This window comes from Streptomyces sp. NPDC047108 (genome assembly GCF_040643575.1).
GTDB lineage: Bacteria > Actinomycetota > Actinomycetes > Streptomycetales > Streptomycetaceae > Streptomyces.
This window is the reverse complement of record NZ_JBEYUP010000004.1, coordinates 152310-168698: the sequence shown is the minus strand read 5'-3', so window position 1 is coordinate 168698 and position 16389 is coordinate 152310. Positions and strand designations below refer to the sequence as shown.

The following is a 16389-nucleotide window of genomic DNA, read 5'->3' as shown; positions in this document are numbered from 1 at the left end:
CGTGTTGAAACCGCCCGTTCCGGCCCTGGCTCCGCTGCGCGTCGGCTTCGTGCGATCCCACGATCATGCGGTGCGAGGGCTTCTGACGTCGATGGTATGCGGCTTGATGTCAGTGACGGGTCATAGGGTCGTGAGCCATGGGAACCAGCACCGATACGCCCGGCACGGAGACTCCCGGCGAGGAGCCCGCGGCCGTGGCCCCGGGCGGCGACCCCGCCGCCGTGGAGCCCGGAGTCGTCAAGCCGGGCGAGGAACCCGGCGAGGAGTCCGGGGGTGAGGGCTCCGGCGCGGCGCGGCGCGCGTCGCTGTCGCCGTCGCGCGCCTCGGACTTCATGACGTGTCCGCTGCTCTACCGCTTCCGGGTGATCGACCGGCTTCCGGAGAAGCCCAGCGAGGCGGCGACGCGCGGCACGCTGGTGCACGCCGTGCTGGAGCGGCTCTTCGACGACCCGGCGGTGGAGCGTACGGCGCAGAGGGCCCGGTCGATGGTCGCGGGCGAGTGGGAGCGGCTGCTGGAGGCCCGTCCGGAGCTGGCGGCGGAGCTGTTCGGCGCGGCGCAGCCGGCGGACGGCGGCGAGGGCACGGGCGGGAACGCGGCGGACGGCGGCAGCAGGGGCGGCGACGGGGACGCGGCGGCGGACCGGAGCGGCGGGGAACCGGCGGCGGCGGAGAGCGGCGACGCCGGCAGCGATGCGGCAGCCACGGAGGCAGGCGCCCCCGACGCGTCCACCGGCCCGGGCCCCGGAGAGCGCCTCGCACAGTGGCTGCGCGAGGCCGAGCGGCTCGTGGAGCGGTGGTTCACGCTGGAGGACCCGACGCGTCTGGAGCCCGCCGAGCGGGAGTTGTTCGTCGAGACGGAGCTCGAGTCCGGTCTGACCCTCCGCGGCATCATCGACCGGGTCGACGTGGCGCCGACCGGAGACGTACGGATCGTCGACTACAAGACGGGCAAGGCGCCGCGCCCCGAGTACGCCTCCGGCCCGCTGTTCCAGATGAAGTTCTACGCGCTGGTGCTGTGGCGGCTGCGCGGGACGGTCCCCCGCCGCCTCCAGCTCGTCTACCTCGGCAGTGGCGACGTCCTGACATATGACCCGGTCGAGGACGACCTGCGGGCCGTCGAGCGCAAGCTGCACGCGCTGTGGGAGGCGATCAAGCGGGCGACCGAGACGGGCGACTGGCGGCCGCGGCGCAGCAGGCTCTGCGACTGGTGCGACCACCAGGCCGTCTGCCCCGAGTTCGGGGGCACTCCCCCGCCCTACCCGCTCTCCGTGATTCCGGTGCAGGGCAGAATGGAGCAGGCCTAGCTCAACCGCCGACGAATACGAGGTGCCCTGTGGCGATCCGCGTTCTCCTGGTCGACGACCAGCCGCTGCTGCGCACGGGCTTCCGGATGATCCTGGAGGCCGAGCAGGATCTCGCCGTCGTCGGCGAGGCGGGCGACGGCCTGCAGGCGCTGGACCAGGTGCGGGCCCTGCAGCCCGACGTGGTGCTGATGGACATCCGGATGCCGCGGATGGACGGCGTCGAGGCCACCCGCCAGATCACCGGCCCCGGGCGGGACGGCCCCGCGAAGGTGCTGGTGCTGACCACGTTCGACCTCGACGAGTACGTGGTCGAGGCGCTGCGGGCAGGAGCCAGCGGCTTTCTGCTCAAGGACGCCCCGGCCAATGAGCTGGTGCAGGCGATCCGGGTGGTGGCCGCGGGCGAGGCGATGCTGGCGCCGAGCATCACCCGGCGGCTGCTCGACAAGTACGCCGGGCAGCTTCCGTCGGGCGACGAGCCGATGCCGGACACGCTGGGCACCCTCACCGAGCGCGAGGTCGAGGTGCTCAAACTGGTCGCGCGAGGGCTGTCGAACGCGGAGATCGCGGCGGAGCTGTTCGTGAGCGAGACGACGGTCAAGACGCACGTCGGGCACGTCCTGACGAAACTCGGCCTGCGCGACCGGGTGCAGGCCGCGGTCTACGCGTACGAGAGCGGACTGGTGCGCCCCGGCGCGCAGTGACTCGCCCGCCCCCGGCCGTCACGGCGCGGACGCGGAGGACCGTACGCCCTACGCGGGACGCCGTAGGCCGCCGCAGCGGAGCGACCTACGACGCCCCGCGCGCAACGCCGTACGCCGTCCCGCACCGATCGCCGTACGACGAACGCGCCCCCGACGGAGTCCCGTCGGGGGCGCTTTCCGCGTTGCGTGTGCGGCGGTCGCCGCGCGCCGTCAGGCGCCGATCCCCCGGCTCAGCTCCCAGAGCTGAAGCACCGACGAGGAGTTGAGCGCCCACTCGACACCGGTGATGTCGTCGCGCGCCGCCACGTACTGCTTGCCCTGCCACAGCGGCAGCACGGGCACGTCGTCGGCCACGATGTCCTGCGCCTTCTCGAAGTCCTCGGCCGCCGCGGTCCGCTGCGCCTGCTGCCGCGTCTGCGGGATCAGCTGGGTGCGGATCGTGTCGTTGCGGTACGGGCTGTTGAGGAAGTTGTCCTTGGCGAAGAACGGGTCGATGAAGTTGTCCGGGTCCGGGAAGTCCGGGAACCAGCCCATGCCGTAGGCCGCGTACTCCCGGTTGGACTGGGCCGGGCGGAACTTCTTCCACGGCACGCCTTTGACGGACACGTCGAACAGGCCGCTGCGGTTGAGCTGCGCCTGGAGCGTCTTGAACTCCTTGGCGGTGGCGGAGCCGTAGTGGTCGGTGGTGTAGGTGAGGTTGAGCTCCACCGGGGTGTCGACGCCGCCCTCGCGCAGCGTCTTACGGGCCTCGGTCACGTCCGGGTCGCCGTACTTGTTGAAGAACGAGTTGACGTGCGAGCCGACGCTGGACGGGACGATCGAGTAGAGCGGCTCGGCGGTGCGCTCGTACACGTCACGCACGAGGGCCTGGCGGTCCACCACCTGCGCGACGGCCTGGCGTACGGCCTTCTTGCCGGTGGTCGAGTCGTTGGTGTCGAAGGCCAGGTAGCGGATCTCCTGGCCCGGCATCTCCTTGAGCTCGATGTTCTCGGAGCTGCCGCGCTCCAGCCGGTCGACCTGGTCCGGCGACATGGTGCGTGTCATCAGGTCGATCGAGCCCTTCTGCAGGGCCTTCTCCATGGCGCCGGAGTCGGAGTAGAAGCGCATCTCGACCTTGTCGTTCTTCAGCTTGAGATTGCCCCGGTAGTTGGGGTTCTTGTTGAAGACCGCCGAGACGACCTCGCCCTTCTCCTCCTGGGTATCGATCGTGTACGGGCCGGAGCCGTCGATCGCGAAGCCCTCCCGCAGCTTCGTCCCGTCGTAGGAGTCCTTGTCGACGATCGCCGCGGCCGGGGTGGCCAGCTTGTGCGGGAAGGTGGCGTCCGGCGACTTGAGGTGGAAGACGACCTCGGTGTCGCTCGGGGTCTCGACCGTGTCGATGTTGGCGAGCAGGGAGACCGGGCCGTTCGGGTTCTTGATCGACAGGGTGCGCTCGACGGAGAACTTCACGTCCTCGGAGGTGAGGTCGTTGCCGTTGGCGAACTTCATGCCGCCGTGCAGGGTGCAGCGGTACGACTCGTTCTTCTGGTCGGAGAAGCCGCACTTCTCGGCCGCCTCGGGCACCGGGTCACCGCCCGAGCGGGGCAGCGCCATCAGCGTCTGGAAGGTGTTGCGCAGGATGTTCCACGCGCCCGCTTCGTAGGCGAGGGCCGGGTCGAAGGGGGCGGGGTAGTCCGAGGTGGAGACGAAGGCGTCCGTGGTGCCTATGACGATGGGCTTGCCGTCTCCGCTCGCCTCGTCCGAACCGCCGCACGCTGCGAGAACGGGAGCCAGCAGACCCAGTACGGCCGGCATCACCAAGGTCTTGCGATTCATCGTCGGCGGTCTCCTGCGGATGCGTCGATCCCCGGACCATACCGAGGTGTGGCTGCTGGTCACAGGGATGCGTCAAAGGTTCTCGCGACGAGATTAGTGCGCAGGGCCAGAGAGGCTGGAACACAACGAAGTTGAGGCCATATCACGCATCGATAACGGGCGTCGGCGGCCCCCCGTCCGGGCCGGAAAGCGAAACACGCAAGAGCCCGCCAATGGGGACATATGGGTGCGCGCGCAGACCCTTGGGGCCCGCAGGGATCAGATCACCGCAATACTGTCGACGCCGCGGCATGTGATTAACGTCACGCTCTGACTTCGAACGCCCAGAGGGCTCCTGTCGTCAGGGTGATCATGGCCGTACGCACGCCAGGACACCAGGACGCCGGACGGCGCCCGGCTCAGCCCCTTCCGGCGACGAGCCTCCGCAAGAAGGGCAGGGTCACGTCCTCGAGCGACGGGACGACGACGCGCCCCTCGGCGGGCTCGATCGGGACGACGGACGGCACGGCCACCACACAGCAGCCCGCGGCCTCGGCAGCCGCCACGCCGGTCGCGGTGTCCTCCACGACGGCGCACCGGGCGGGGTCGGCGCCGAGCCCGGCAGCGGCCAGCAGGTACGGGTCGGGGTGCGGCTTCGTCCGCGCCACCTCGTCACCCGCGACGGTCAGGGCGAAGTGGTCCGGGCCGATCGACTTGAGCACCCGGTCGATGATCCGCCGGTGCGAGGCGGAGACCAGGGCGGCAGGGATCCGGTGCTCGGCCAGCTCGGCCAGCAGCCGGTCGGCCCCCGGCATCAGGGGCACGCCGCGGTCCACCATCTCCTCGAACCGCGCATTGAGCAGGAAGGACAGGGCCGGAAGGGTGATGTCGGCGCCCGTGGCCTGGATCAGATAGGACGCACTGCGCGTCATGGGGCCGCCGACGACCACCTCACGGTGCTCCTCGCCGAGCACATGGCCGAGCTCGGCGAAGATCTCGACCTCCGTCTCCCACCAGAAACCCTCCGTGTCCACGAGGGTGCCGTCCATGTCGAGGAGCACGGCCTGCAGGGCGGAGCCCTCGGCGGGCCGGGGGTCGTCGAGTGCGGGGATGATGCTGGTCATCCGTGCTCCTCTCCTCGTGGTTGCCCCCTGAGGGACAAATTGGCCGGCCGCCGCCCCCGGAAGGGCGCCGACCGGCCTGCACCGGACCGACCATTGTACGACGATCCTGACTACGGAGCGTTCTTTCTTCCCTCGCGGGCCACAGGAGAAACCTCCGGCACACCCCGGAGCGGGGCCGCCGAGCCCGGAAACAGCGCCTCAGCGGCCGTCTCCGGGCCTTGCCCGGCCCGCCGCCTCGGCGGCCGGGACTCGTACCTCAGCGGGCGTTGAAGTACTTCGCCTCCGGGTGGTGGATCACGATCGCGTCGGTGGACTGCTCCGGGTGGAGCTGGAACTCCTCCGAGAGCTGGACCCCGATCCGCTCCGGCTGGAGCAGTTCCGCGATCTTCGCCCGGTCCTCCAGGTCGGGGCAGGCCCCGTAGCCCAGGGAGAACCGCGCGCCGCGGTACTTCAGCGCGAACATGTCCTCCATCTCCGCCGGGTCCTCGCCCAAGAAGCCCAGCTCGCCGCGGACCCGCGCGTGCCAGTACTCGGCGAGGGCCTCGGCGAGCTGCACCGAGAGGCCGTGCAGCTCCAGGTAGTCGCGGTAGGAGTCGGCGGCGAACAGCTCGGCCGTCGCCTCACCGATCTTCGACCCGACCGTGACGACCTGCAGCCCGACCACATCGGTCTCGCCGGACTCCTCCGGGCGGAAGAAGTCGGCCAGGCACAGCCTGCGGCCGCGGCGCTGGCGCGGGAAGGTGAAGCGCGTCCGCTCCGAGCCGTCCTCGTTGAGGAGGATGAGGTCGTCGCCCTTGGAGTGGCAGGGGAAGTAGCCGTAGATAACGGCCGCCTCCAGCAGGTTCTCGGTGTGCAGCTTGTCCAGCCAGCCGCGCAGCCGCGGCCGGCCCTCGCTCTCCACCAGCTCCTCGTACGAGGGACCGTCGCCGGTACGGGCCTGCTTCAGCCCCCACTGGCCCTTGAACAGGGCGCCCTCGTCGAGCCACGAGGCGTAGTCCGCGACCTGGATGCCCTTGACGACCTTGGTGCCCCAGAACGGCGGCTCCGGGACGGGGTTGTCGGTGGCCACGTCGGACCGTACGGCGCCCTCGTCCGGGTCGGGCTCGCTGACCGCCAGGTCGCGCTTGGGGACGCGGCGCTGCTTCAGCTCGGGCAGGGTCGCGCCGGGTACGCCCCGCTTGACCGCGATGAGGGCGTCCATCAGGCGCAGACCCTCGAAGGCGTCACGGGCGTAGCGGACCTCGCCCTCGTAGATCTCGTGCAGGTCCTGCTCGACGTACGCGCGGGTGAGGGCGGCGCCGCCGAGGATCACCGGGAAGTCGGCGGCCAGCTTGCGCTGGTTCAGCTCCTCAAGGTTCTCCTTCATGATCACGGTGGACTTCACCAGCAGGCCGGACATGCCGATGACGTCCGCGCGGTGCTCCTCCGCGGCCTCGAGGATGGCCGAGACCGGCTGCTTGATGCCCAGGTTGACGACGTTGTAGCCGTTGTTGGACAGGATGATGTCGACCAGGTTCTTGCCGATGTCGTGGACGTCGCCGCGGACCGTGGCGAGCACGATCGTGCCCTTGCCCTCGTCGTCGGACTTCTCCATGTGCGGTTCGAGGTGGGCGACGGCCGTCTTCATGACCTCGGCCGACTGCAGCACGAACGGCAGCTGCATCTGGCCGGAGCCGAAGAGCTCACCGACGACCTTCATGCCGGCCAGCAGGGTGTCGTTGACGATGTCCAGCGCGGGACGGGACTCCAGCGCCTCGTCGAGGTCGGCCTCCAGGCCGTTGCGCTCGCCGTCGATGATCCGGCGCTGCAGGCGCTCGTCCAGCGGGAGGGCAGCCAGCTCCTCGGCCTTGCCGGCCTTGAGCGACTTGGCGGTGGCGCCCTCGAAGAGCTCCATGAGCTTCTGCAGCGGGTCGTAGCCCTCGCTGCGACGGTCGTGGACGAGGTCGAGGGCGACCTTGACCTGCTCCTCGTCGAGCCGGGCGATCGGAAGGATCTTGCTCGCGTGCACGATGGCCGAGTCCAGGCCCGCCTTGACGCACTCGTCGAGGAAGACGGAGTTCAGCACGATGCGGGCGGCCGGGTTGAGGCCGAACGAGATGTTGGACAGGCCGAGCGTGGTCTGGACGTCCGGGTGGCGGCGCTTGAGCTCGCGGATCGCCTCGATGGTGGCGATGCCGTCGCCGCGGGACTCCTCCTGGCCGGTGCAGATCGTGAAGGTCAGACAGTCGATGAGGATGTCCGACTCGTGCACGCCCCAGTTGGTGGTGAGGTCGGTGATCAGGCGCTCGGCGATGGCGACCTTGTTCTCGACGGTGCGGGCCTGGCCCTCCTCGTCGATGGTCAGGGCGATCAGCGCGGCACCGTGCTCGACGGCGAGCCGGGTGACACGGGCGAACCGCGAGTCCGGGCCGTCCCCGTCCTCGTAGTTGACCGAGTTGATCACCGCGCGGCCGCCCAGCTTCTCCAGGCCCGCCTGGATCACGTCGACCTCGGTGGAGTCGAGCACGATCGGCAGGGTGGAGGCGGTGGCGAAGCGGCCGGCCAGCTCCTGCATGTCGGCGACGCCGTCGCGGCCCACGTAGTCCACGCAGAGATCGAGCAGGTGGGCGCCCTCGCGGATCTGGTCGCGGGCCATCTCCACGCAGTCGTCCCAGCGGCCTTCGAGCATGGCCTCGCGGAACTTCTTGCTGCCGTTGGCGTTCGTCCGCTCACCGATCGCCAGGTAGGAGGTGTCCTGGCGGAACGGGACGGTCTGGTAGAGCGAGGCGGCGCCGGGCTCGGGGCGCGGGCTGCGCTCGGTCGGCGTCATGTCGCGGACGCGCTCGACGACCTGCCGCAGGTGCTCGGGGGTCGTACCGCAGCAGCCGCCGACGAGGGAGAGCCCGTACTCGCGGACGAAAGTCTCCTGGGCGTCGGCCAGTTCGCCGGCGGTGAGGGGGTAGTGGGCGCCGTCCTTGCCGAGGACGGGGAGGCCGGCGTTCGGCATGCACGACAGCGGGATGCGCGAGTGGCGGGAGAGGTAGCGCAGGTGCTCGCTCATCTCCGCCGGGCCCGTGGCGCAGTTCATCCCGATCATGTCGATGCCCAGCGGCTCCAGCGCAGTGAGCGCGGCACCGATCTCCGAGCCCAGGAGCATGGTGCCGGTCGTCTCGACGGTCACCGAGCAGATCAGCGGCAGGTCGGCACCGAGCGCCTCCAGCGCACGGCGGGCGCCGATGACGGACGCCTTCGTCTGCAGGAGGTCCTGGGTCGTCTCGACCAGCAGCGCGTCGGCGCCACCGGAGATCAGCCCCTCGGCGTTCTGCTGGTACGCGTCGCGCAGCACGGTGTACGGCGCGTGGCCCAGCGTCGGCAGCTTCGTGCCCGGGCCCATGGAGCCCAGCACCCAGCGGTCGCGGCTGTCGCGCGCCGTGAACGTGTCGGCGGTCTCGCGGGCGATCCGGGCGCCCGCCTCGGCGAGTTCGAAGATCCGTTCGGCGATGTCGTACTCGGCGAGCGCGGCGTAGTTGGTGCCGAAGGTGTTCGTTCCGACGCAGTCGACGCCGGCCTCGAAGTACTCCTCGTGCACGGAGGCCACGATGTCGGGGCGGGTGACGTTGAGGATCTCGTTGCAGCCTTCGAGCTGCTGGAAGTCCTCCAACGTCGGGTCCTGCGCCTGGAGCATGGTGCCCATGGCCCCATCGGCCACGACGACGCGGGAGGCGAGCGCCTCCCGCAGTGCTCGGGCCCGGTCGGTGACGGCGGACGATGGCTCGTACGAGGCCATGGAGACGCTCCCTGGAGTGCGACGGCTGTCGGCTTTGCGCCCCCCGGTGGGAGGGCGCACGCCGCCAGGGTAACTGTCGGCGACGTGCCGGGCTCGGGGTATTCCACGAGGCGGACAGCACCGGTACGGGCCGGATGGGTGAGATCACGCCGCGCAGACGGACACGCCGGGTGGTACCCCCAGGTCGGCAAAGGCCGATAGTGTTCAGCATTGTCGAATCCTGTGCTTGGAGGAGGTTGCCCGATGGCCCGGACGATCCAGTCGCTCGAGCGAGCGGCTGCGATGCTGAGGCTGCTCGCCGGTGGCGAGCGCAGGCTCGGACTGTCCGATGTGGCGGCCGCACTGGGGCTCGCCAAGGGCACGGCGCACGGCATTCTGCGCACGCTGCAGCAGGAGGGGTTCGTCGAGCAGGACCCGGCCTCCGGCCGCTACCAGCTCGGCGCCGAACTGCTCCGCCTGGGCAACAGCTATCTGGACGTCCACGAGCTGCGGGCCCGCGCCCTGGTCTGGACGGACGACCTGGCCCGCTCCAGCGGCGAGAGCGTCTACCTGGGCGTTCTGCACCAGCAGGGCGTCCTGATCGTCCATCACGTCTTCCGCCCCGACGACAGCCGCCAGGTGCTGGAGGTCGGCGCCATGCAGCCGTTGCACAGCACGGCGCTGGGCAAGGTCCTCTCGGCCTACGACCCGGTGGCGCACAGCGAGGCGGCCGAGGGCGCCCGGAAGTCGTACACGGCCCGTACGGTCACCGGCCTGGAGGACTTCGAGGGCGTGCTGGACCTCACCCGTGCGCGGGGCTGGGCCGCCGACGTCGAGGAGACCTGGGAGGGCGTGGCCTCGGTCGCCGCACCCATCCACGACCGGCGGCGCATGCCGGTGGGCGCGGTCGCCGTCACCGGTGCCGTGGAGCGGGTCTGCGAGGACGGCGGGCTGCGACAGACGCTGGTCGCGGCGGTACGGGACTGCGCACGCGCGGTCTCACGAGACCTGGGCGCCGGCCGTTTCTGACGCCCCACCACCCCCGGAGCCAGGCGTGCACCCGTGCCCGCGCGTCGCCGTCGCCCACGCTCCGCCCACCCCCGTCCACGCTCCGCCATCAGGCGTTTCGCTCCTCGCGGTCACGCTTGGACAACGGATCGAAGTTGCTGTGACACCCCTATTGACGCGGTAGTGGCGGTGAAGAAAACTGCCGTTCGCCGGTCGGCATTGTCGAACACCAGCCGATAACTTCGCTATTGTGTGCCGCGGAAGCGGACCGGCCCACCGCCCTCACCCGAGGGCGCGGGCATGCGGGTGGGACCCCGTCGGCCCGCCTTCCCCTGGACGAAGGACAAGGAGTCGCCGGTGTCCACCTCCGACATCTTCCTCGGCGAGACCATAGGTACCGCCGTACTCATCCTGCTCGGTGCCGGCGTGGTCGCCGGCGTCGTCCTGAAGCGCTCGAAGGCGCTGAACGCCGGCTGGCTCGCCATCACCTTCGGGTGGGGCTTCGCCGTTCTCATCGGCGCGTACATATCCGCCCCGCTCTCCGGCGCCCACCTCAACCCCGCCGTCACCCTCGGCATCGCCATCACCAGCGGCGAATGGGGCGACGTCCCCGTCTACTTCGCCGGTCAGATGCTCGGCGCCATGATCGGCGCCTTCCTCGCCTGGCTCGCGTACGCCGGCCAGTTCCAGGCCCACCTCACCGACTCCGAGATCGTCGGCAGAAAGGACGAGGAGGGCCTCGTCGACAAGAGCGCCGCTCCGGAGGCCGGTCCCGTCCTCGGCGTCTTCTCCACCGGCCCGGAGATCCGCAACCCGGCGCAGAACCTGATGACCGAGATCATCGGCACGGCGACCCTCGTCCTCCTGATCCTCACCACCGGTCTCACCAAGGGCCTGGCCGTCTCCGGCACCGGCATCCTCATCGTCGCGCTCACCGTCGTCGGCATCGGCCTCTCGCTCGGCGGCCCCACGGGCTACGCGATCAACCCGGCCCGCGACCTCGGCCCGCGTATCGTGCACGCGCTGCTGCGACTGCCGAACAAGGGCGGCTCCGACTGGGGCTACGCATGGATCCCGGTCGTCGGCCCGCTCCTCGGCGGCGCCCTCGCGGGCCTCGTCTACGAGCTCGCCTTCGCCTGATCCCCGAGCCTCCCGATCCTTCGAGACCACTCCAGGAGAACACCGTGACCGACGCCCACACCACGGGTCCGTTCATCGCCGCCATCGACCAGGGCACGACCTCCAGCCGCTGCATCGTGTTCGACAAGGACGGCCGGATCGTCTCGGTCGACCAGAAGGAGCACGAGCAGATCTTCCCGAAGCCGGGCTGGGTGGAGCACGACGCCGCCGAGATCTGGACCAACGTGCAGGAGGTCGTCGCCGGCGCCCTCAGCAAGGCCGGTCTGACCAAGAGCGACATCCAGGCGATCGGCATCACCAACCAGCGCGAGACGACCGTCCTGTGGGACAAGGCCACCGGTGAGCCGGTGCACAACGCGCTCGTCTGGCAGGACACGCGTACCGACGCGCTGTGCAAGGAACTCGGCCGCAACGTGGGCCAGGACCGGTTCCGCCGCGAGACCGGGCTCCCCCTCGCCTCCTACTTCGCCGGACCGAAGATCCGCTGGCTGCTCGACAACGTCGAGGGGCTGCGGGAGCGCGCCGAGCGCGGCGAGATCCTCTTCGGGACCATGGATTCCTGGGTCATCTGGAATCTGACCGGCGGCACCCAGGGCGGCGTGCACGTCACCGACGTCACCAACGCCTCCCGCACCATGCTGATGAACCTGCACTCCATGCAGTGGGACGACAAGATCCTGGAGTCGATGGGTGTCCCGGCCGCTCTGCTGCCGGAGATCCGTTCCTCCGCCGAGGTCTACGGCACGGCGAAGGGCGTCCTGGAGGGCGTGCCGGTCGCCTCGGCGCTCGGCGACCAGCAGGCGGCGCTCTTCGGCCAGACCTGTTTCTCCGAGGGCGAGGCCAAGTCCACGTACGGCACCGGCACGTTCCTGCTGATGAACACCGCCGACAAGGTCATCAACTCCTACAGCGGGCTGCTCACCACCGTCGGCTACCGCATCGGTGACGAGAAGCCGGTGTACGCGCTGGAGGGCTCCATCGCCGTCACCGGGTCGCTGGTGCAGTGGATGCGCGACCAGATGGGCCTGATCAGCACCGCCGCCGAGATCGAGACCCTGGCGAGCTCGGTGGACGACAACGGCGGCGCGTACTTCGTCCCGGCCTTCTCCGGTCTGTTCGCCCCCTACTGGCGCTCGGACGCCCGCGGTGTCATCGCCGGCCTCACCCGCTACGTCACCAAGGCGCACCTCGCCCGTGCCGTGCTGGAGGCCACCGCCTGGCAGACCCGCGAGATCGTCGACGCGATGCGCAAGGACTCCGGCGTCGAACTCACCGCGCTCAAGGTCGACGGCGGCATGACCTCCAACAACCTGCTGATGCAGACCATGGCCGACTTCCTCGGCGCACCCGTGGTGCGCCCGATGGTTGCCGAGACCACCTGCCTCGGCGCCGCCTACGCCGCCGGTCTGGCCGTCGGCTTCTGGCCGGACACCGACGCGCTGCGCGCCAACTGGCGCCGGGCGGCGGAGTGGACCCCCCGTATGGACGCGGACGTCCGCGACCGCGAGTACAAGAACTGGCTCAAGGCCGTCGAGCGGACCATGGGCTGGATCGACGACGAGGAGTAAGACATGAGCACCCTGCAGAGCGTCCCGAGCCTCGGGACGCACCCGGCTGCCGGCTCGAACCCCGGCCGCGCCGAGACCCGGGACCGGCTCTCGAGGGCCACGTACGACCTCCTGGTCATCGGCGGCGGCATCCTGGGCACCTCGGTGGCCTGGCACGCCGCGCAGTCCGGGCTGCGGGTGGCGATGGTGGACGCCGGCGACTTCGCCGGCGCCACCTCCTCCGCCTCCTCCAAGCTCGTCCACGGCGGTCTCCGCTACCTGCAGACCGGCGCGGTCAAGCTGGTGGCGGAGAACCACCACGAGCGGCGGGTGCTGGCCAAGGACGTGGCCCCGCACCTGGTCAATCCGCTCACGTTCTACCTGCCCGTCTACAAGGGCGGTCCGGTCGGCGCCGCCAAGCTCGGGGCGGGCGTGTTCGCCTACTCGGCGCTGTCCGCATTCGGTGACGGCGTCGGCAAGGTGATATCCCCCGCCAAGGCCCAGGCGAACAACCCCGGTCTGCGGACGGACAATCTCAAGGCCGTAGCGGTCTACTACGACCACCAGATGAACGATTCGCGCGTCGCCGTCATGACGGTCCGCGCGGCCGCCGAGTCGGGTGCCGTCGTCCTCAACCACGCCGAGGTCACCGGGCTGCGCTTCACGCACGGCCGGGTCACCGGGGCGGAGCTCAAGGACCGCCTGGACGGGACCGAGTTCGGCGTCGACGCCCGCGTGGTGCTCAACGCGACCGGGCCGTGGGTGGACCACCTGCGGAAGCTGGAGGACAAGAACGCCGCCCCCAGCATCCGGCTCTCCAAGGGCGCGCACATCGTCCTCAAGCGCAAGGCGCCCTGGAAGGCCGCCATGGCGACGCCGATCGACAAGTACCGCATCACCTTCGCCCTCCCCTGGGAGGACCAGCTCCTCCTGGGCACCACAGACGAGATGTACGAGGGCGACCCGGCCGACGTGCGCGCCACCGAGTCCGACATCCAGCAGATCCTGGACGAGGCCGCGTTCTCGGTGCGCGGCGAACATCTGGACCCCAGCCTGATGACGTACGCGTTCGCGGGTCTGCGAGTGCTGCCCGGCGGTCCCGGCGGTGTGGAGCAGGCCAAGCGCGAGACGGTCGTGACCGAGGGGCGCGGCGGGATGCTGTCGGTCGCGGGCGGCAAGTGGACCACGTACCGCCACATCGGCCGCACGGTCATGAACAAGCTGGCCAAGCTGCCGGGGACGCCGCTCAACGAGGACATGGAGCCGGTCTCCAGCCTCGTACGCCGGCAGCCGCTGCCCGGTATCGCCAACCCCAACGCCGTGGCGCACCGCCTGCTGGTGGACCGCGAACCCGGCGTGCGGATGGACCCGCTGACGGCCCGTCATCTGGCCACGCACTACGGCTCGTTGGCATTCGACATCGCCCGGCTGGCCAACGAGGACCCGGCGCTCGGCGAGCGGATCCACCCCGACGGTCCTGAGATCTGGGCGCAGGTGGTCTACGCCCGGAACCACGAGTGGGCGGAGACGGTCGACGACGTGCTGCGGCGCCGTACGACGCTGACGATCCGCGGTCTGGACAGCGAGGACGTGCAGGCACGGGTCAAGGACCTGCTGGAGCGCAAGGACGGCTGATTTCCCAGGGCACGACGGCCGAACCCGGAGCGCCAGGACCGATCCGGCGCGTGAGGACTGATCCGGCGCGAGGACGCTGATCTTCCGGCCCGCGCGGGCCGGGACGCAGGAAGGGGTAAGGGGCGGCACCATGGGGGGCCGCCCCTTACGGCGTCGGCGTCCACCATCGCGTCCACCGTCACCGCCCGGCCATCGGGCGATGAGAGCCGGCCATGTCGGACGACGAGTCCGGGCCATATTGCCGGGCCATACTGGGAGACAGACATCCGATGTCTGACGCAGGAGGGCGCCATGGCCGTCACCGACCAGGCGATCGACAAGATCAAGAGCATGATCGTCTCCGGTGAGCTGCGGCCCGGCGACCGGCTGCCGAAGGAGAGCGAACTGGCCGCGGAACTGGGCCTGTCGCGCAACTCCCTGCGGGAGGCGGTCCGCGCCCTCGCCCTGGTCCGCGTCCTGGACGTGCGCCAGGGCGACGGCACGTACGTGACGGGTCTCGCGCCCCAACTCCTGCTGGAGGCGCTGAGCTTCGTCGTCGACATCCATCGCGACGACACGGCGCTGGAGTTCCTGGCCGTCCGCCGCATCCTGGAGCCCGCGGCGACCGCACTGGCCGGCGGGCGGATCGGCGGCGCCGAACTCGACGAGCTGAGTGCCCAGTTGGACGCGCTCGGCCCGGCGTCCTCGGTGGAGGAACTGGCCGACTGCGACCTGGAGTTCCACCGGCGCATCGCGCGGGCCGGCGGCAACTCCGTGCTCTGCGCGCTGCTGGAGGGGCTGTCCGGCCGGGCCGCCCGGGCCCGTATCTGGCGGGCGGCCGACCAGGAGGGGGTGGACCGGGCGCTGCACGAGCACCGGGCCATCCTGACCGCCCTGCGCGACCGGGACGCCGAGACCGCGCGGTCCTGGGCGACCGTGCATGTCGCCGGCGCGGAGCAGTGGCTCCGCGCGGCGGGGTGAGCCGCGGGGGTGCCGGTCCGGACCCCGGCGGCGCCACGACGGAACCGTCCGTACGCCCGGGCTCACAGACATCGGATCTCCGGAAGTCATCCGATGTATGACGGGGTTCGCCCCACACCGTGCGAGGTGGCGCGGAAATGGGCAGGCTACAGCTCGGATGAATCAATGGGCGCGTGCGCGCGGGGGCTGCGGAGGGCCCCCGGTCTGGCCGTAGGCTGGGCACGCACGCAATGGATCGGCAGCCGGGGGCGATCCGCACGGACGTCCGCCGGTCGGAAGGAGGCGCTGGGTGATCGAGCTCGAGGGGGTTCCCGAGCTGATCGACCCGGTCATGGTGGCCGCGTTCGAAGGCTGGAACGACGCCGGTGACGCTGCCTCCACCGCGGTCGGGCACTTGGACCGGGAATGGAAGGGCGAGGTCTTCGCCGCGCTGGACGCGGAGGACTACTACGACTTCCAGGTCAACCGGCCCACCGTCTTCCTCGAAGGCGGGGTCCGTAAGATCACCTGGCCCACCACACGGCTCTCGGTGGCCAGGGTCGGGGGCGCGAAGCCCCGCGACCTGGTGCTCGTCAGAGGCATCGAGCCGAGCATGCGGTGGCGCTCCTTCTGCAACGAGATCCTCGGTTTCGCGCACGAACTCGGCGTGGAGATGGTGGTGATCCTCGGAGCGCTGCTAGGGGACACCCCGCACACCCGCCCCGTCCCGGTCAGCGGCGTCACGTCGGACCCGGACCTGGCCAGGACGATGGACCTGGAGGAAACGCGGTACGAGGGACCGACCGGCATCGTCGGCATCCTCCAGGAGGCGTGCACGCACGCGGGCGTCCCCGCGGTCAGCCTGTGGGCCGCCGTCCCGCACTACGTCTCCCAGCCGCCGAACCCCAAGGCCACGCTCGCGCTGCTCAACCGCCTCGAGGACCTGATCGGGATCCGTATCCCGCTCGGCGAACTCCCGGAGGACGCACGGGCCTGGCAGGTGGGGGTGGACCAACTGGCGGCCGAGGACAGCGAAGTCGCCGAGTACGTGCAGTCGCTGGAGGAGGCCCGCGACACCGCCGAGCTGCCGGAGGCCTCCGGCGAGGCCATCGCCCGCGAGTTCGAGCGATACCTGCGGCGGCGCGACGGACAGCCGGGCGCGGGGCCCGCGGGCGGCCCGGGTGGTCATGCGACGGAGAGCGGCACGACGCCGGAGGCGCGCGACGGGGGCTCGTATCTGCGGGACACCTCCCGCGACAGCTCCGGTGGGCGTACGCGGCCGTCGAAGCCCTCGTCACGGGGCGATGAGCAGGACGGCACCGATTCCCCGGACTCCACGGGGCCTTCGGGTGCGGCCGACTCGGCGGGCTCGGCGGATTCCGAGGACGCCTCGGACCCGGGCTCCGGTCCGGGCCCGGCCACCGAGGACGAATAGGCCGCGGGCCCAGGGGC

At 70.7% G+C, this 16389-nt stretch carries 11 protein-coding genes; 8 read left to right on the top strand and 3 right to left on the bottom strand.

All coding sequences use genetic code 11. From position 1 onward, the window contains the following. Window positions 1-137: 137 nt before the first annotated feature. Both ABZ822_RS11960 and ABZ822_RS11955 read left to right on the top strand, forming a co-directional pair. A complete protein-coding gene (locus tag ABZ822_RS11960) occupies window positions 138-1304 on the top strand; it encodes a PD-(D/E)XK nuclease family protein (RefSeq protein ID WP_360850883.1) in 1167 nt (388 codons plus the stop codon). 29 nt (window positions 1305-1333) lie between these two features. Continuing rightward, the gene (locus ABZ822_RS11955; protein WP_360850881.1) at window positions 1334-2005 is read left to right on the top strand and encodes a response regulator transcription factor; all 672 of its coding nucleotides are present in this window, start codon (window positions 1334-1336) and stop codon (window positions 2003-2005) included. A gap of 210 nt (window positions 2006-2215) precedes the next feature. Here the strand turns inward: ABZ822_RS11955 and ABZ822_RS11950 are convergent, their stop codons facing one another. From ABZ822_RS11950 to metH, 3 genes are all read right to left on the bottom strand, one after another. Continuing rightward, on the bottom strand, window positions 2216-3820 hold the full coding sequence (locus tag ABZ822_RS11950; protein ID WP_360850878.1) for an ABC transporter substrate-binding protein: 1605 nt from the start codon (window positions 3818-3820) through the stop codon (window positions 2216-2218). 398 nt (window positions 3821-4218) lie between these two features. Further along, window positions 4219-4923 (bottom strand): HAD family phosphatase, encoded by a 705-nt coding sequence (locus ABZ822_RS11945; protein ID WP_360850875.1) that lies wholly within the window; start codon window positions 4921-4923, stop codon window positions 4219-4221. Between the two features lie 256 nt (window positions 4924-5179). Then, entirely contained in the window at window positions 5180-8689 is a 3510-nt protein-coding gene (gene metH / locus ABZ822_RS11940; protein ID WP_360850872.1) for a methionine synthase, read from the bottom strand. Between the two features lie 243 nt (window positions 8690-8932). Here metH and ABZ822_RS11935 point away from each other — a divergent pair, with 243 nt between their 5' ends. The 6 genes from ABZ822_RS11935 to ABZ822_RS11910 all read left to right on the top strand — a co-directional run bounded on the left by ABZ822_RS11935 (window position 8933) and on the right by ABZ822_RS11910 (window position 16372). Continuing rightward, window positions 8933-9697, top strand: coding sequence for an IclR family transcriptional regulator (locus ABZ822_RS11935; protein WP_360850869.1), 765 nt, complete (start codon window positions 8933-8935; stop codon window positions 9695-9697). A gap of 336 nt (window positions 9698-10033) precedes the next feature. Next, window positions 10034-10816: an MIP/aquaporin family protein gene (locus ABZ822_RS11930; protein ID WP_360850866.1), complete on the top strand. Its 783-nt coding sequence runs from the start codon at window positions 10034-10036 to the stop codon at window positions 10814-10816. Between the two features lie 44 nt (window positions 10817-10860). Further along, a complete protein-coding gene (gene glpK / locus ABZ822_RS11925; protein WP_360850863.1) occupies window positions 10861-12384 on the top strand; it encodes a glycerol kinase GlpK in 1524 nt (507 codons plus the stop codon). Between the two features lie 3 nt (window positions 12385-12387). Next, complete coding sequence (locus ABZ822_RS11920) at window positions 12388-13998, top strand: glycerol-3-phosphate dehydrogenase/oxidase (protein ID WP_360850860.1); 1611 nt, start codon at window positions 12388-12390, stop codon at window positions 13996-13998. Window positions 13999-14289: 291 nt separating this feature from the next. Then, window positions 14290-14958: a FadR/GntR family transcriptional regulator gene (locus tag ABZ822_RS11915; protein WP_360850857.1), complete on the top strand. Its 669-nt coding sequence runs from the start codon at window positions 14290-14292 to the stop codon at window positions 14956-14958. Between the two features lie 289 nt (window positions 14959-15247). Then, window positions 15248-16372, top strand: coding sequence for a PAC2 family protein (locus tag ABZ822_RS11910; protein ID WP_360850854.1), 1125 nt, complete (start codon window positions 15248-15250; stop codon window positions 16370-16372). Window positions 16373-16389 lie beyond the last annotated feature (17 nt).

Coding starts and splice junctions, on each gene's coding strand:
- ABZ822_RS11960 (WP_360850883.1), top strand. CDS start 138: ATGGGAACCAGCACCGATACGCCCGGCACGGAGACTCCCGGCGAGGAG.
- ABZ822_RS11950 (WP_360850878.1), bottom strand. CDS start 3,820: ATGAATCGCAAGACCTTGGTGATGCCGGCCGTACTGGGTCTGCTGGCT.
- ABZ822_RS11945 (WP_360850875.1), bottom strand. CDS start 4,923: ATGACCAGCATCATCCCCGCACTCGACGACCCCCGGCCCGCCGAGGGC.
- metH (WP_360850872.1), bottom strand. CDS start 8,689: ATGGCCTCGTACGAGCCATCGTCCGCCGTCACCGACCGGGCCCGAGCA.
- ABZ822_RS11935 (WP_360850869.1), top strand. CDS start 8,933: ATGGCCCGGACGATCCAGTCGCTCGAGCGAGCGGCTGCGATGCTGAGG.
- ABZ822_RS11920 (WP_360850860.1), top strand. CDS start 12,388: ATGAGCACCCTGCAGAGCGTCCCGAGCCTCGGGACGCACCCGGCTGCC.
- ABZ822_RS11915 (WP_360850857.1), top strand. CDS start 14,290: ATGGCCGTCACCGACCAGGCGATCGACAAGATCAAGAGCATGATCGTC.